The 14,169-nt window shown below is 66.3% G+C and carries 10 protein-coding genes; 1 reads left to right on the top strand and 9 read right to left on the bottom strand.

Going from position 1 to position 14,169, the window contains the following annotated elements:
• Positions 1 to 18 precede the first annotated feature (18 nt).
• Complete coding sequence (locus tag E3227_RS05570; protein ID WP_144317836.1) at positions 19 to 1,374, top strand: lipase family protein; 1,356 nt, start codon at positions 19 to 21, stop codon at positions 1,372 to 1,374.
• Here the strand turns inward: E3227_RS05570 and E3227_RS05565 are convergent.
• The 9 genes from E3227_RS05565 to E3227_RS05525 all read right to left on the bottom strand — a co-directional run bounded on the left by E3227_RS05565 (position 1,371) and on the right by E3227_RS05525 (position 14,166).
• Entirely contained in the window at positions 1,371 to 4,109 is a 2,739-nt protein-coding gene (locus tag E3227_RS05565; protein WP_136648930.1) for an ATP-dependent Clp protease ATP-binding subunit, read from the bottom strand. The two genes, E3227_RS05570 and E3227_RS05565, sit on opposite strands and share 4 nt — an antisense overlap.
• Before the next feature lie 160 nt (positions 4,110 to 4,269).
• Positions 4,270 to 5,967, bottom strand: coding sequence for a phosphoenolpyruvate--protein phosphotransferase (ptsP, locus tag E3227_RS05560; protein ID WP_144317835.1), 1,698 nt, complete (start codon positions 5,965 to 5,967; stop codon positions 4,270 to 4,272).
• Positions 5,964 to 6,827 carry a PRD domain-containing protein gene (locus E3227_RS05555; protein WP_144317834.1) on the bottom strand — a complete coding sequence of 288 codons (864 nt, stop codon included), beginning with the start codon at positions 6,825 to 6,827 and terminating at the stop codon, positions 5,964 to 5,966. Before E3227_RS05555 ends, ptsP begins: the two co-directional genes overlap by 4 nt.
• 29 nt (positions 6,828 to 6,856) lie before the next feature.
• Positions 6,857 to 8,866 (bottom strand): glucose PTS transporter subunit IIA, encoded by a 2,010-nt coding sequence (locus tag E3227_RS05550; RefSeq protein WP_144317833.1) that lies wholly within the window; start codon positions 8,864 to 8,866, stop codon positions 6,857 to 6,859.
• 601 nt (positions 8,867 to 9,467) lie between these two features.
• Entirely contained in the window at positions 9,468 to 9,953 is a 486-nt protein-coding gene (locus E3227_RS05545) for a TM2 domain-containing protein (protein WP_170228636.1), read from the bottom strand.
• Between the two features lie 98 nt (positions 9,954 to 10,051).
• Positions 10,052 to 11,614, bottom strand: a complete 1,563-nt coding sequence (gene lysS / locus E3227_RS05540) for a lysine--tRNA ligase (RefSeq protein WP_144317831.1) — start codon at positions 11,612 to 11,614, stop codon at positions 10,052 to 10,054.
• Positions 11,615 to 11,664: 50 nt separating this feature from the next.
• Positions 11,665 to 12,456: a pantoate--beta-alanine ligase gene (locus tag E3227_RS05535; RefSeq protein WP_144317830.1), complete on the bottom strand. Its 792-nt coding sequence runs from the start codon at positions 12,454 to 12,456 to the stop codon at positions 11,665 to 11,667.
• Positions 12,457 to 13,164, bottom strand: a complete 708-nt coding sequence (locus E3227_RS05530) for a 6PGD fold domain-containing protein (RefSeq protein WP_144317829.1) — start codon at positions 13,162 to 13,164, stop codon at positions 12,457 to 12,459.
• Positions 13,165 to 14,166 carry a DUF6779 domain-containing protein gene (locus E3227_RS05525; protein WP_246062820.1) on the bottom strand — a complete coding sequence of 334 codons (1,002 nt, stop codon included), beginning with the start codon at positions 14,164 to 14,166 and terminating at the stop codon, positions 13,165 to 13,167.
• Positions 14,167 to 14,169: the final 3 nt, after the last annotated feature.

Genomic DNA, 14,169 nt, shown 5'->3' with positions numbered 1-14,169 from the left:
TTAGTAGGGTTTCCACACATGAAACATTTGCTCAAGCTAACTGCTGCCACAACATGCGCTGCGCTCGCGCTGACCACCGCGTCTGTAACCGCGTCGATCACCACCGCTAATGCCCAAAGCTCCGGGGAAGCCCAGAAGCTTGCCGACGGCGTCCACCACGCCGCCACGACCCCGGCCGACTCCTTTATCCACGGCTACGACCCCTTCTACGACGACCCCGTGGACAACCTCGGCACCCCGGGCACCCTGCTTCGCACCCAGCCCGCCCCGCACCTGCTCAACATCCTCGGCCCCGATTTCCCCGGCTACGCCGAAAAAATCCTCTACACCTCAACCACGGTCCACGGGGATCCCGTGGCCACCTCCGGCTTCGTCATCGAACCCGCCAACCCGTGGCAGGGCAACGGCCCCACCCCGACGGTGATCTTCGCCCCCGGCACCCGCGGCGCAGGCGACATGTGCGCACCTTCGCGCGGGCCGTGGCTGACCGCCCAACTGGATGCAGCCCAGCCGGCGCTCGGCGTCAACTACGAGCTTGTCTTCTACGAAGCCGCGGCACTGGCCGGAATGCGCGTCGTCGTGGTCGACTACATCGGCCTGGGCACCCCCGGCGCACACACCTACGTGCTCCACGACGAAGAGGGCCACGCCATGCTCGACGCCGCCCGCGCGGTGGTCCCCGCCGGCTCCCCGGTCGCCTTCTACGGGTACTCCCAGGGAGGCGGCGCGTCCGCCGCTGCCGCCGAACTGCAGCCGACCTACGCCCCGGAACTCAATGTCAAGGGCACCTTCGCCGGCGCGCCCCCGGCCGACCTGATGGAGGTGGTCAAGGGTGTCGATACCTCGACCATCACCTCGGTGCTCGGCTACGCCGCCAACGGCTACCTGGCGCGCTACCCCGAGCTCGGCGCGGTCCTGGACGCCAAACTCAACGACCGTGGCTGGGAGTTTCTCAACGGCACCAAGGGTTCCTGCATGGTTGACGACGCTCTGACCCGCCATTTCACGAGCACGAGCGACCTGACCTCCACGGGCGAGTCCCTCTACGAAATCGTGAACTCGCTGCCGCACATCAAGCAGCTCTTCGTGGACCAGAAGCTCGGCGAGACGGCCCCGACGTCCCCGATCATGGTGTCCACCGGCGGCAACGACGACCTCGTCCCCACCCCGCAGGTGGTCCAGCTCGCCCGCGATTACTGCGCGCTGGGGGTCACCACCACAATGTTCAACGAGAACATCCCGCCGCTGACCCCGGGCACCAAATTCGGTGTCAACCACGCCGCGGGCATCATCACACAGTCCCCCACCTCGTTTAGGTGGATTATGGACCGTTTCAACGGGGTCCCCGCCGGCTCGAACTGCGGGACCTTCTAGAGCGGCTGACCAGCCCCAGCCGGCGGCGGGGTCGCGCCGCCGTCATCCTCCGATCCCTCCGTCTCCGGCGGGACATCCGGCACTAGAGCATCGGCCTCGCCGTCTGTCGGGGAGATGTCGCGGACCTCGTCTTCGAGCTCCACATCGAAGGTTTCGGCTGGCAGTGGCTTCGGCCGCGGGGTGAAAGTGAAGGTAGCCTCTTCCGCAACCTTGCCGCGCTCGCGCTTGGCGGCTTCGACGTCGCCGTCCCAGTTTTCGACGTCGACGGTGATGATTTCTCCGGCGCCGATCTCGCCGTAGAGGATCTTCTCCGACAAGATGTCCTCGATCTCGCGCTGGATGGTGCGGCGCAGCGGGCGCGCACCGAGCACGGGATCGAAACCGCGCAGGGCCAACAGGTCCTTCGCCTTGTCGGTGACCTCGATGCCCATGTCCTGGGCGGCGAGGTTCTTGTCCACGCGGGCGATCATTAGCTCGACCATCTGGACGATCTCGTCTTGGGACAGCTGGCGGAAGACAACGACCTCGTCGATACGGTTGAGGAACTCGGGGCGGAAGTGCTTCTTCAGCTCGTCGTGGACCTTGTTCTTCATCCGGTCGTACTGCGCCTCCGAATCCGTGGCAGTGCTGCCGCTGAACCCGAGGCCGACAGCCTTGGAGATGTCGCTCGTGCCCAGGTTCGAGGTGAAGATCAGCACGGTGTTCTTGAAGTCCACGAGACGGCCCTGGCCGTCGGTGACGTGGCCTTCTTCGAGCACCTGCAGCAAGGTGTTGTAGATCTCCTTGTGCGCTTTTTCGATCTCGTCGAAAAGCACGACGCTAAACGGCTTGCGGCGGACCTTCTCGGTGAGCTGGCCACCCTCTTCGTAGCCGACGTATCCGGGAGGAGCACCGAACAGGCGCGAGGCGGTGAAGCGGTCGTGGAACTCGCCCATATCGACCTGGATCAGCGAATCGTCGTCGCCGAAGAGGAACTCGGCGAGCGCCTTGGACAGCTCGGTCTTACCCACACCGGACGGGCCGGCAAAGATGAACGAGCCAGACGGGCGCTTCGGGTCCTTCAGACCCGCGCGGGTACGACGGATGGAGCGCGAGACGGCGCGAACGGCCTCGTCCTGGCCGATGATGCGCTTGTGCAGCTCATCTTCCATGTTGAGCAGGCGCGAGGACTCGGACTCGGTGAGCTTGAACACGGGGATTCCGGTCCAGTTCGCCAGGACGTCGGCAATCTGCTCCTCGCCGACCTCGGCGATCTCCTCGAGGTCCCCGGAGCGCCACTGTTTTTCCTTCTCCCGGCGCTCCTCGCCGAGCTTGCGCTCGGTATCGCGCAGGCCGGCGGCCTTTTCGAAGTCCTGGGCGTCGATCGCGGCTTCCTTTTCCTTGCGCACCTCGGCGATACGCTCGTCGACCTCGCGCAGCCCCTCCGGCGCGGTCATGCGCTTGATGCGCATGCGGGCGCCGGCCTCGTCGAGCAGGTCAACGGCCTTATCCGGCAGGAAGCGGTCGTTGATGTAGCGGTCCGACAGGTTCGCAGCGGCGACGAGCGCGTCGTCGGTGTAGGAAACGCGGTGGTGCGCCTCGTAGCGGTCGCGCAGACCCTTGAGAATGGTCACGGTGTCTTCGACGGAAGGTTCGTCTACCTGGACGGGCTGGAAGCGGCGCTCGAGCGCTGCGTCCTTCTCGATGTGCTTACGGTACTCGTCCAAAGTGGTCGCGCCGATGGTCTGGAGCTCGCCGCGAGCCAGTTTCGGCTTCAGCAGGCTGGCCGCGTCGATCGCGCCTTCGGCGGCACCCGCGCCGACGAGGGTGTGGATCTCGTCGATGAACAAGATGATGTCGCCGCGCTGGTTGATCTCCTTGAGCACCTTCTTCAGGCGCTCTTCGAAATCGCCGCGGTAACGCGAACCCGCCACCAGGGAGCCCAGGTCGAGCGAGTACACCTGCTTGTCCTTCAGTGTCTCGGGGACCTTTCCGTTGGCGATGTCGAGTGCGAGGCCCTCCACCACGGCGGTCTTGCCCACACCGGGCTCGCCGATGAGTACAGGGTTGTTCTTCGTGCGGCGCGAGAGCACCTGCATGATGCGCTCGATCTCCTTGTCGCGGCCGACCACCGGGTCAAGCTTGCCCTCACGCGCGGCCGCGGTGAGGTTGCGGCCGAACTGATCGAGCACCAGCGAGTTCGAACGCTCACCCTGCTGCCCGCCACGGGAACCGCCGCCACCGCCGAAAGCTGCGGGGCCGGAGCCCGCACCGGCGAGACCCCCCTGCTCGCCGCCCTCGCCCTGGCCCTCGCCGCCTTCGTAGCCGGAGAGCAGCTGGATAACTTGCTGGCGCACACGCGGCAGGTCGGCGCCCAGCTTGATCAGCACCTGCGCGGCAACGCCCTCGCCCTCGCGGATGAGGCCGAGCAGGAGGAACTCGGTGCCGATGTACTTGTGCCCCATCTGCAGACCTTCGCGCAGGGACAGCTCAAGCACCTTCTTGGCGCGCGGCGTAAACGGAATGTAACCGGTCACGGGCTGGGTGCCGTGGCCGATGAGCTCCTCAACCTCGCGGCGCACGTCCTCGAGGTTGATGCCCATGGACTCCAGCGCCTTGGCCGCGACACCCTCGCCCTCCTTGATCAGGCCGAGCAGGATGTGCTCCGTGCCCATGTAATTGTGGTTCAGCGCGCGCGCTTCCTCCTGCGCCAGGACGATAACGCGGCGGGCTCGGTCGGTAAACCGCTCGAACATCAGGCAACCCCTTAAGAAAGTTATGTAAAAATAGTTGTCCTCCACCATAACGCGCGGGCGCGACAACCTTTCCCAACTTTCTGGAGTGCTTTCGTACAAAAGGAGGAAAAGGGCATGTCACAGCCCATGTTCGCCAGTAGCGAACATGGGCTGGTCACCGCTAGAGCAGGTCGCGCAACACCGGGTCAGCCAGAGCGAGCACGGCAGCGCGCGCATCGGCCGCGGTCGGAGCGTCCTCGGCGAAGTTCGCCATCTGGCGGCAGGTGTCGATGTCGTGGCTGCGCAACGCGGCGCGCACCGCGCCCACCCGCGACGGGGCCATCGACAGCGAGGTTACGCCGAGGCCAACCAACACGAGGGCGAGCAGCGGGTCACCGCCCGCCTCACCGCACACCCCGACGGGCTTGCCGGTGGCTTCCCCACCGCGGCACGTTGCGCGCACCATGGACAAGACGGCCGGTTGCCACGGATTCAACAGGTGCGCGAGCTCACCTTCCATGCGGTCGGCGGCCATGGTGTACTGCGAAAGGTCGTTGGTGCCGATGGAGGCGAAATCCACCAGCGCGAGCAGGTGTTTGGCGCGCACAGCGGCCGCCGGGGTTTCCACCATCACGCCCACGCGGGGCAGTCCGTGAGCCCGGGTCTTCTCGGCGAACCACTGCGTTTCCTCCACCGTGGTCACCATCGGTGCCATCACCCACAGGTCCGCCTCCGGCACGAGTTTGTGCGCGGCGGCCAGGGCGCTTAGTTGGGCGTCGAGAAGATCTTCGCGCGCCTGCGACAGCCGCAGACCGCGCCGGCCGAGCGCGGGGTTGTCCTCGGGCCCGAGGTCGGCGAAGCTCAGCGGCTTGTCGGCGCCGGCATCGAGGGTGCGCACGACCACGCGGCGGGTGCCGAAAGAGCGCAACACCTCGGCGTACGTCGCGGTCTGCTCCTCGACGCTCGGGGCGGCCTCGCGGTCGAGGAAAAGAAACTCGGTACGGAACAATCCGGAGCCCTCGATGTCCGCCGCGGCGGTTTGTGCCGCGTCGGCGGCGGTGCCGATATTCGCCAGCAATTTCACCCGGTGCCCGTCGCGTGTCGCACCCTCACCGGAAGACCCCGCAAGCGCCGCAGCGCGGCGGCGCGAACGCTCCTCGAGCTCGGCGACGTCGTCGGGCGTGGGCGCGACGATGACCTCACCGACGCCGCCGTCGATGGCTAGCTCTACCTCGCCTTCACCCGCAAGAAGGGCGTCAATTCCCTTGACCTGCACGGCTGCGGGGATGCCGAGCTGGGCAGCGAGGATCGCGGTGTGCGAGGTCGCTCCCCCGCCGGCGGTGACGATGCCGCGCACGAGCGCCGGGTCTAGGGTTGCGGTCTCGGCGGGGGCGAGGTCGTGGGCGACAAGCACGCTCGGCCGGCTCAGCGCCGGCACACCCGGTTCCGCCACCCCGCGCAGGCGCGCGATGGCGCGGTCACGAATGTCGTAGAGGTCGGTCACGCGCTCGGCCATGTAGCCGCCGAGCTTGCGCAGCTTCGCGGCGTAGACCTCGACCGCGTCGAAGATCGCCCGGGTGGGTCCGGAACCCTTCTGTAGTTGCCTGGCTACCCCCTTGATCAGGCCGCGGTCCGTGGCGAGGGCCGCGGTGGCCTCGAGCACGGCGGCTGAGGTCTCGGAGTTGGCAAGGCCCGCCCGCTCGCGCAGCGACGCCGCCACCTGCTCTAACACCTCGCGCACGCGCTCGCCGTCGGCTTCGGGGTCGACGCTGGGCGGCTCGGCCTCGTCAACGCCGGTGGGCGGGGTGACTACGGCGGCGGGGCCGGAAGCGGTTCCGGCGGACACGCCGATTCCGTGCAGTACTGATCGGTCAGTCATTGGCTCATCCTTTGGGTTTCTCCCAGCCTGACAATGTGCAGGCCGAGGTAGGCGATTTCATCTTCGGTAAGTGCGCAGTCGAAGCGCAGTTCCACAACGGTGGCGACCTGGCGGGCGCAGGCGACCTCGCGCGGGTAGGCGTCGAGAAGCTGGCGCGTCAGCGGTGATTGGCCGTGGTCGAGTTGGCGACCGTGGCTGAGCCTGACCAGGAGGTAGCGCACGTGTGTGATAAAGCGAGCCACGCTTATCGACGCCGTGTTCAACGTGATCGACAGCCCCGCCGCGACGATCTCGAGCATCTGCTGGATCACACCCGTCATTTGGTAGGTCTGGGCCAGATCCCCCGTGGAGAACCCGGCGTTGACGAGGTGCAAAGCCAGGGCCGTGGTCTCGGAGTCCGGCAGTTCGGTCGCCCCCGCCGCGCGCTGGCGCCGGTTGATCTCCGCAAGCAGCTCCACACCCATCTCGTACTCGCGCGGGTAAAGGTGCAGCACCTCGCTGCGCAGCGGGTAGTTGAGCTCCTCGCCCGAGGCGGCGCGGGCGGCGGCGAACTCGAGGTGATCAGAGATCGCGGTGACCAGCGTCAACCGGTTGCGGCTGTCCGCTGGTGCACCGACGGCCTCGAGGGCCGCGGCAACCTGGGCGACGCGCTCAGCCGGCAAACCGGCGAGCATCTGCGCCGAATGGTCCGGGTCGCGCCCCTCGGCGGGGACAAACACGCGGGTGACCGCGGCGGGGTCGAGCACATCTCCCTGCTTCTTGCCGAAGCCGATCCCACGGCCGGTGGCAACAACTTCCCCGCCGTGCTCACCGCTGCGGGCGAGCACGACGTTGTTGTTGAACACGCGCAATATCTGCATGCGTTGAAAGTGTAGCCGGGCCCGTGCTTCTACCTGGTTACTTCCAGCACGGGATCGCCCGCACCGACGGTGCCGTCGGCGACGTCGGCGACACCGGCCATGGCCTTGGTGTTGACCACCGTGGTGATCACCGTCGGGTCAAACCCCGCGGCCTTGACCGCGGCGAAATTGACCCGCGCCAGCTCGGTGCCCTCGGTGACCTCTTGCTTCTTGTCCACCAGCGGCTCAAAGCCCTCTCCCTTCATCTTGACCGTGTCGATCCCGATGTGGACGAGGATTTCGATGCCGTCGGCCGTCTTGATGCCGTAGGCGTGGCCGGTCTTGGCCACGGAGATCACCGTGCCGGCCACCGGGGAGACAACCGTGCCCTCGCCGGCCTCCGGGATAACCCCGACCGCCTGGCCGAGCGCGCCGGCGGAAAACGCGGGATCAGCAAGCGCCTCCATCGCGACGATTTCTCCGGCTGCGGGGGCGAGGACGCGCGTGGTTGCTGCGGGTTTTTCTGCGGCGGGTTCTTGGGCGGGCTCCTGTGCGGCGGGCGCTGGTTCAGCCGACTGCGCTGCGCCTTCTCGTGCGGCAGCCTTTTCCTCCGCGGTGCGGTAGTCGCTGATATAGATCAGCGCGAAGGAGGTGAAGAAGGCCACGGCGATGGCGATGATGTAAACCCACGCCGGGTTAAACACCGAGATGGTCAGAAGCGAGGTGAACACGAAGGCGTTGGTTTGCACGCCGGCGAACGGCGCGGACAGGATCGCGATGGTGACGCCGCCGACGAAGCAGCCGACGAGCATGCGCGGGTAGATGCGCTTGTAGCGCAGGTGGATGCCGTAGAGCGAGGGCTCCGAGATGCCGCCGAACAGGCCGGCCGCCAGCGCCGAACCGGAGGTCTGGCGCATCACGTTGTCCTTCTCCCGCATGGAGATGGCCAGCACAGCCGCGGTGGCGCCGAAGCAGGCGAAGTTCCACACGCCCATCGGGCCCTGGATGAAGTCGTAGCCCAGCGTCTGGATGTTGACCAGCATCAGCGCGTTGAGCGGCCAGTGCAGGCCGAGCGGGACAAGGAAGGGGTACAGCATTGGGATGGCGATGGCGAAAACGAACGGGGCGTTGGTGTTCAAGAACGCGAGTCCGGTGCCGATCCAGGCGCCGAGGGCGTAACCGAAGGGCCCGATCGCCAGGGCGGTCAGGGGGATCATCACCAGCAGGGTGAAAAACGGCACGAAGACCATGTGGACAGCAGAGGGAATGATCTTCTGCAGGCCCTTGTACACAACTGCTGCGATCGCCGCCATGATCAGCGGCACGAAGACGTTGCCGTTGTAGTCGGGCAGGTACATGGGCAGGCCGAATACATCCACGCGCGTGACCTCGCTGCCCAGCAGGGCGTTCTGGGTTGTCACGGCGTCCGGGTGATCCGCCAAGCCGGTGAAGTTCGGGGTGAACAACGCCAGCATCACGGCCGCCGGGACCCAGGGGTCGATCCCCAGCTTCTTGCCCGCGTTGTAGGCCACCATGACCGGCAGGAAGAAGAACACCGAGCTCCACATCGCGTCGACGAACTGCCAGCCCGGGCTCTTGACCTCGGCGCGGAAATCGACGAGGCCCAGCGCGTCCATCACCGCGGCGAACGCGATGACCAGCGATGCGCCCAACAGCACGCCGAGGATCGGGCGGAAGGAATCGGACAGGTACTCGAAAAACGCGTCGAGCCAGGGCAGCTTTCCCTGCGCCTTCGCGCGCTGCTGCGCCTTGACGGCGGAGTTGGAGCGCTCACGCATTTCCGGCAGGTTGTTCATGGCCGTGTACACGTTGGCGACGTCCCCGCCGACGATGACCTGGTAGTGGGAGCCTCCCTGGGGCACGGCGCCCATGACTTTCGGCACGGCCTCGAGGGCGGCCTTGTTGGCCAGGGAGGCGTCGTTAAGCTCAAAACGCAAACGGGTTGCGCAGTGGGTAAGCGTGGCAATGTTGTCGGCGCCGCCGACGCCGTCGAGGATGTCCTTCGCCTGCGCGCTCAGGCTGGACGTTGTGGTGGACACTGTTCACTTCCTTTCGAAATGCGAAAAGACCCGGAGACAACGCGAAACCGCGACCTCTCCAGGTCTTGCCCCGCCAGCTTCTGCGGCGGGTAACAACCCTTGGTTGGTGTTATCGGTGATGTTAGTAATAGAAAAACAAAATCGCAATACGCGTTTGCTTCTCGACGCCCCCTGGTCGGCGGTTGTGGGTCGGTGGAATGTCACGGTCGGGGGTTCCGAGGCACAAAACCCCAGGTTGCCGGGTACCGAAACGGCTTGACCGTGACATCTCGGGCGGTGGAATGTCACGGTCAACGGGTTGCCCAGTGTAAAACCCCAGGTCAGTTGTCGCGGTTCTGGGTTGACCGTGACATCTCGGGCGGTGGAATGTCACGGTCAACGGGTTGCCCAGTGTAAAACCCCAGGTCAGTTGTCGCGGTTCTGGGTTGACCGTGACATCTCGGGCGGTGAAATGTCACGGCCAACGGACGCCGTGGTGCAAAACCCCAGGTCGGCGCGGCCAGAAACGGCTTGACCGTGACATCTCAGCCGACGAAATGTCACGGTCAAAGAATACCCAGGCGAAAACCCTAGGTCACCAGCGAAACCCAAAGGTCTCGGCCTAGTCCAGCGGCACTCCCCTGCCGTCGCGGTCGTATCCGCCGGCGCCGACGAGCACCAGGATCGTCTCGATCAGCGCCCAGAAACCAACCGCCGCCAGGATAACGAATCCGATCAGGATGATCGCCGTAATAAAGCCCACGAAGGTGAGTATCAGCTTCGCAATACCCCGCTTGTTCTGGTGCAGGTAGAAGTTACCAATACCGAAGGATCCGAGGAAGAAAAACAGCAACGCAGCCACGATCTTGCTCTTCGGGGCCACGGCGTACGGGGTCTGCGCGTAGGGCACCGGAGGGTACGCGCTCGGCTGCACGGGGTACTGCGGCTGCACGGTCACGAAAGGATCCGCCGCTGCGTACGGATCCGCTGCCGCGTATGTTTGCGCGAACGGGTTGGACGGCTGCGCGCCGGCGGAACCCTTCTTGCGGATGGGCAGACCGTCGCGGTCGAATTCCTCATGGTTGGGGCCGGGGTAGATGGTGCTCACGAGATTTATCCTTTTGTACGAGTGTTATGAAAAGCCGTACGCAACCCTACCGCGTCGACAAGCGATGCGAGCCGTAAACCGGTTTTAATTTCGCAAACCTAATTAGTTTCAGGCTTGACCATGGGGAACAGCACCGTCTCCCGGATTCCCAGGCCGGTCAGGGCCATGAGCAGGCGGTCGACACCCATGCCGGTTCCGGCGGTCGGCGGCATCCCCTGCTCCATCGCGGCGAGGAAGTCCTCGTCGAGCACCATGGCTTCGTCGTCACCGTGCGCGGCAAGGCGCGCCTGGTCGACGAAGCGCTCGCGCTGGATCACCGGATCCACCAGTTCCGAATACCCGGTGGCCAGCTCGAAGCCGCGGATGTAGAGGTCCCACTTCTCGGTCACCCCGGGTTGATCGCGGTGGTCGCGGGTCAACGGCGAGGTCTCCACGGGGAAGTTGGTCACAAACGTCGGCTCGTAGAGCTGATCAGAGCACAACTCCTCCCAAATCTCCTCGACGAGCTTGCCGTGCAGCCAGCCCGCATTGGCGGGTACCTTCAGCCCAATGGCCTCGGCGATCGCGGTCAGCTCCTCGACCGTGGAATCAATGGTCACCTCTGGTTGGCCGGGGAACTTCCGGGCCAGCGCCTCGTTGAGCGAGGGGTACATCTGAAGCACCTTCCACTCGCCGGAGAAGTCGTAGACGGTGCCGTCGGCAAGCGTGACCTTCTGCGAGCCGAAGACTTCCTCGGCGCAGAACTGCACGAGGCCCTTCGTCAACTTCGCGCCATCGGCGTAGGTGCCCCACGCCTGGTAGGTCTCCAACATGGTGAACTCCGGCGAGTGCGAGGAATCCACGCCCTCGTTGCGGAAGTTCCGGTTGATCTCGAAGACCCGCTCGATGCCGCCGACGACGCAGCGCTTCAGGTACAGCTCGGGAGCGATGCGCAGGTAGAGGTCTATGTCGAGGGCGTTGGAGCGGGTGACGAAGGGGCGCGCCGCCGCCCCGCCGTGCAGCGTCTGCAGCATCGGGGTCTCGACCTCGACGAAATCCAGGCCGGTGAGGTACTTGCGCACCGCCGCGATGACCTTGATACGGGTCATCGCGTTGTCGCGCGCGGCGGAGCGCATGATCAGGTCCGTGTAGCGGTGGCGAACGCGCTGCTCCTCGTTCATCTCGGCGAACGCGACCGGCAGCGGGCGCAGCGCCTTCGACGCCATCTGCCACGACGACGCCATCACCGAAAGTTCGCCGCGTTTCGACGCGATCACGCGCCCGGTCACCGACACAATGTCACCGAGGTCGACGTCGTCCTTCCAGCTAGCCAGCGCATCGGCGCCGACCTCGGCGAGCGAGAGCATGACCTGCAGCTGGGTGCCGTCGCCCTCCTGCAGGGACGCGAAGCACAGCTTACCGGTGTCGCGCTTGAACATGATGCGCCCGGCGACGGAGACCACATCCTGGGTTTCCTCACCCGGGCCCAGGGCAGTCACGCCCTCCGGCGGGGTGTGTTCATCGTCCTCGGCCACGACGACATAAGCTGAGCGGAGGTCCTTCAAAGACGTCGTGCGGTCGACCGAGACGGGGTAGGCGCCACGTCCGTCGTCGATAAGCTTTTGGCGCTTTGCCCGCCGAAACTGCTGCTGCTCACTGATGTCCTGGCTCTGGTTAGTCACCTGCTCAAGGGTAGTCGGGGCGACGCGGCGGGGCGAACTCGACCTCGCAGCTATCCCCCGATGTTTTTAAACCCCACCCCAACAGGAACGCCGACGTTGTCAATCAGCCGGACCCCGCCCAGAGTGATCGCGCCGAGCAGGCGGGCGTCGCCCTGCGCGGGCGCCGGCCCAAAGCCCAGCGAGCGCAGCTGGAGGTAGTCGTGCGAAACACCGGCCGCCTCGAGCACCCCGCGTGCGGTGGCGAGCACCTCGTCCGCGCCGCGCTCGGCGACGTGGGCCCCGGCGGTCAGCGCCGCCGACAGCGCCAGCGCCCTCTCGCAATCTATCTGCGCGAGGCGATCGTTGCGCAGCGACATCGCCACGCCTGACGACGCCCGCACGATCGGCACACTGTGCAGCTTGACCTCCATGCGCAGCGCCGTCACCGCCCGCTGCAGCGCGACGAGCAGCTCGAAGTCCTTCTCCCCCAGCACGATGTCGGTCGCGTGCGTCGCACCCGCCGCGGCGATGACGCTGCCGACCGCCGCGTCGATCTCCCCGGCGTCCTCGAGGTGGTCGATGCCGGTGGATACGCACACGCCGCCGCCGAGGCAACCGTGAAACACCACGTCAACCTTCTCCGCGGCGAAGACCTCCGGGACCTTTTCGCCGGAGTAGGTCACCATCACCACTGCCCCGAGCAGCGCACGCGCCGCGCGGATGAGCTGCACGTGCCCGGCGTGGATCCCCTCGCCCAGCGGCACGACCACGACGGACTTGCCCACCTTGCGAAACGCCCTGCCGTAGGTGGCTAGCTGCACCGGGTCCGTCACCACCACGGCCGCGCCTGGTTCGAAAGCCACTTACTTTCCTTCCTGATTCGTTGTAAACATCGACCACAGCTCGGTCTCGGCGTCGCCAAGCTGCTGCGCCGAGCGCCTCTGCAGCTCCACGAACAAAGCGGCCACGCCCGGGTCATCAATCGCCTGGCGCATCCGTTCCAGCTCCGCGGGGCTTAGCTTATCGACGCTCCCACGCGGCGCCACACTGTACTCGTGGCCGAACGCCTCCAACGACTCCACGGCAGAAGACAGGAGGTCGAAGGAGTCGGCACGCAGCACACTTTCGTGCGCCTGGATGCGCAGTGCGGCGGCGGCGCGCATCCGCTGACTGTCCGCGATTGTGTGCGACATCCCGCCGATCTCCGCGATGAGCAGGCCGATCACCGTTTCCCCGAGCTCGTCGGCGGCCGATGTCACCCAATGGTTGGAAAACACGTTGTGCGCCGCCATGACGATCGCCCCGCGCGTCTCGACGGCGTCGAGAAGCTGCGCTCCCTGCGCAAGCGCCGTGTGGATGAACATCTGGCGCGGCCGGACGTAGGCGGCGAACGCGTCGGCGAGTTCCGCGATGCGCACGGTGTCGGACATGTCGAGAAGCACCGCGTCGACATCCGCGACGCTGCCGGGGTTGCGCGCGTCGAGGCCGCGCACCGTGTGGCCCGCGCGAGCGAGCGCGCGCGAGAGTTCCGTTTCCGTGACAACCGCACCAATGGTGAGGCGTGGCGCCATCTATTCAGCGTTCCTTTCGGCCCGCGCCAGAAGCTCCGCCACGGTCAGCGAGCTACGGCCGTGCTCGTCGCGGCGACGGCGGCCCCCGTGTGTCTCTGGCTTCTGTGCGGGCTCGGCAGCAGGCTTCGGTGCGGGTTCGGGTGCCGGTTTGGGAGCTGGCTTGGGCGCCGGCTTGGGCGCCGGTTGCGCTGGTTCTTCGAACTTCTCCGCCTGCCGCTCGCTGATGAGCTTCGACAGGGGATTGTGGGCGTCATTGATCGTCTCGCGGCGCTCGCCGACCCAGCCCGCGACCGCATCGAACGTCGGCGCTCCCGCCGGGCGCGACGGCCCAGGCGCGGGTGTCGTGCGCTTGGCCGCCGGGGCCGATTCACGCACGCGCTGCAGTTTCGCGGTGTCATCGGTCGACGGGCCCGAGGCAGGCTTGGCGGCCACCGACTCAGGCTCGGGCTCAGGCTCCATCGGCTCAGGCTCCGCGACCACCGCCACCGGCTCAGGCTCCGGCGCCACTGGCTCCGGCTCCACCTTCGACGACCCGGCTGCTTCCTCCAGCTCGGCGATGCGCCGGGCCTGGGCGCGCAGCGCGGCGGGCTCGTACTCGAAGTACCTCCCGGACAGTTCTTCGAGTTGCGCGCGCAGCCGGGCGAGCTCGGCCTGAATCTCGCGCAGCACCTCGACATCGATGCTGCTTGCGGTGTCAGAACCGCTGCGCGCGCGCTCGAGCAGTACCCGGTCCGCCTCGCCGCGCGCCTGCGCGGCGTCGAGCTCGGCCTCGAAGCGTTCGGAACGGGCCACCAGTTCGCGCTGCGCCTGATCGCGGTCGCGGCGCAGCCGGGTAACCAGGATGATCCCGGCAACGGCCGCCCACAAAGCGAGGATGAGGGAAACTTTGAGGACGTTCGCCGAGTTGGTGAACAGCATCACCACGGTGCCCACGATGGCGAGTGCGAAGGGCACGACGATCCACAATGTAGCGTTGTCGCGTTTCGTGTTCTCGGCATTCATGGT

It is taken from the genome of Corynebacterium sanguinis (assembly GCF_007641235.1).
GTDB classification, from domain to species: domain Bacteria; phylum Actinomycetota; class Actinomycetes; order Mycobacteriales; family Mycobacteriaceae; genus Corynebacterium; species Corynebacterium sanguinis.
The sequence above is the reverse complement of the archived record's forward strand: the minus strand, read 5'-3'. Positions and strand labels throughout refer to the sequence as shown.

Coding starts and splice junctions, on each gene's coding strand:
- E3227_RS05565 (WP_136648930.1), bottom strand. CDS start 4,109: ATGTTCGAGCGGTTTACCGACCGAGCCCGCCGCGTTATCGTCCTGGCG.
- E3227_RS05525 (WP_246062820.1), bottom strand. CDS start 14,166: ATGAATGCCGAGAACACGAAACGCGACAACGCTACATTGTGGATCGTC.
- ptsP (WP_144317835.1), bottom strand. CDS start 5,967: ATGACTGACCGATCAGTACTGCACGGAATCGGCGTGTCCGCCGGAACC.
- E3227_RS05555 (WP_144317834.1), bottom strand. CDS start 6,827: ATGCAGATATTGCGCGTGTTCAACAACAACGTCGTGCTCGCCCGCAGC.
- E3227_RS05570 (WP_144317836.1), top strand. CDS start 19: ATGAAACATTTGCTCAAGCTAACTGCTGCCACAACATGCGCTGCGCTC.
- E3227_RS05530 (WP_144317829.1), bottom strand. CDS start 13,164: ATGGCGCCACGCCTCACCATTGGTGCGGTTGTCACGGAAACGGAACTC.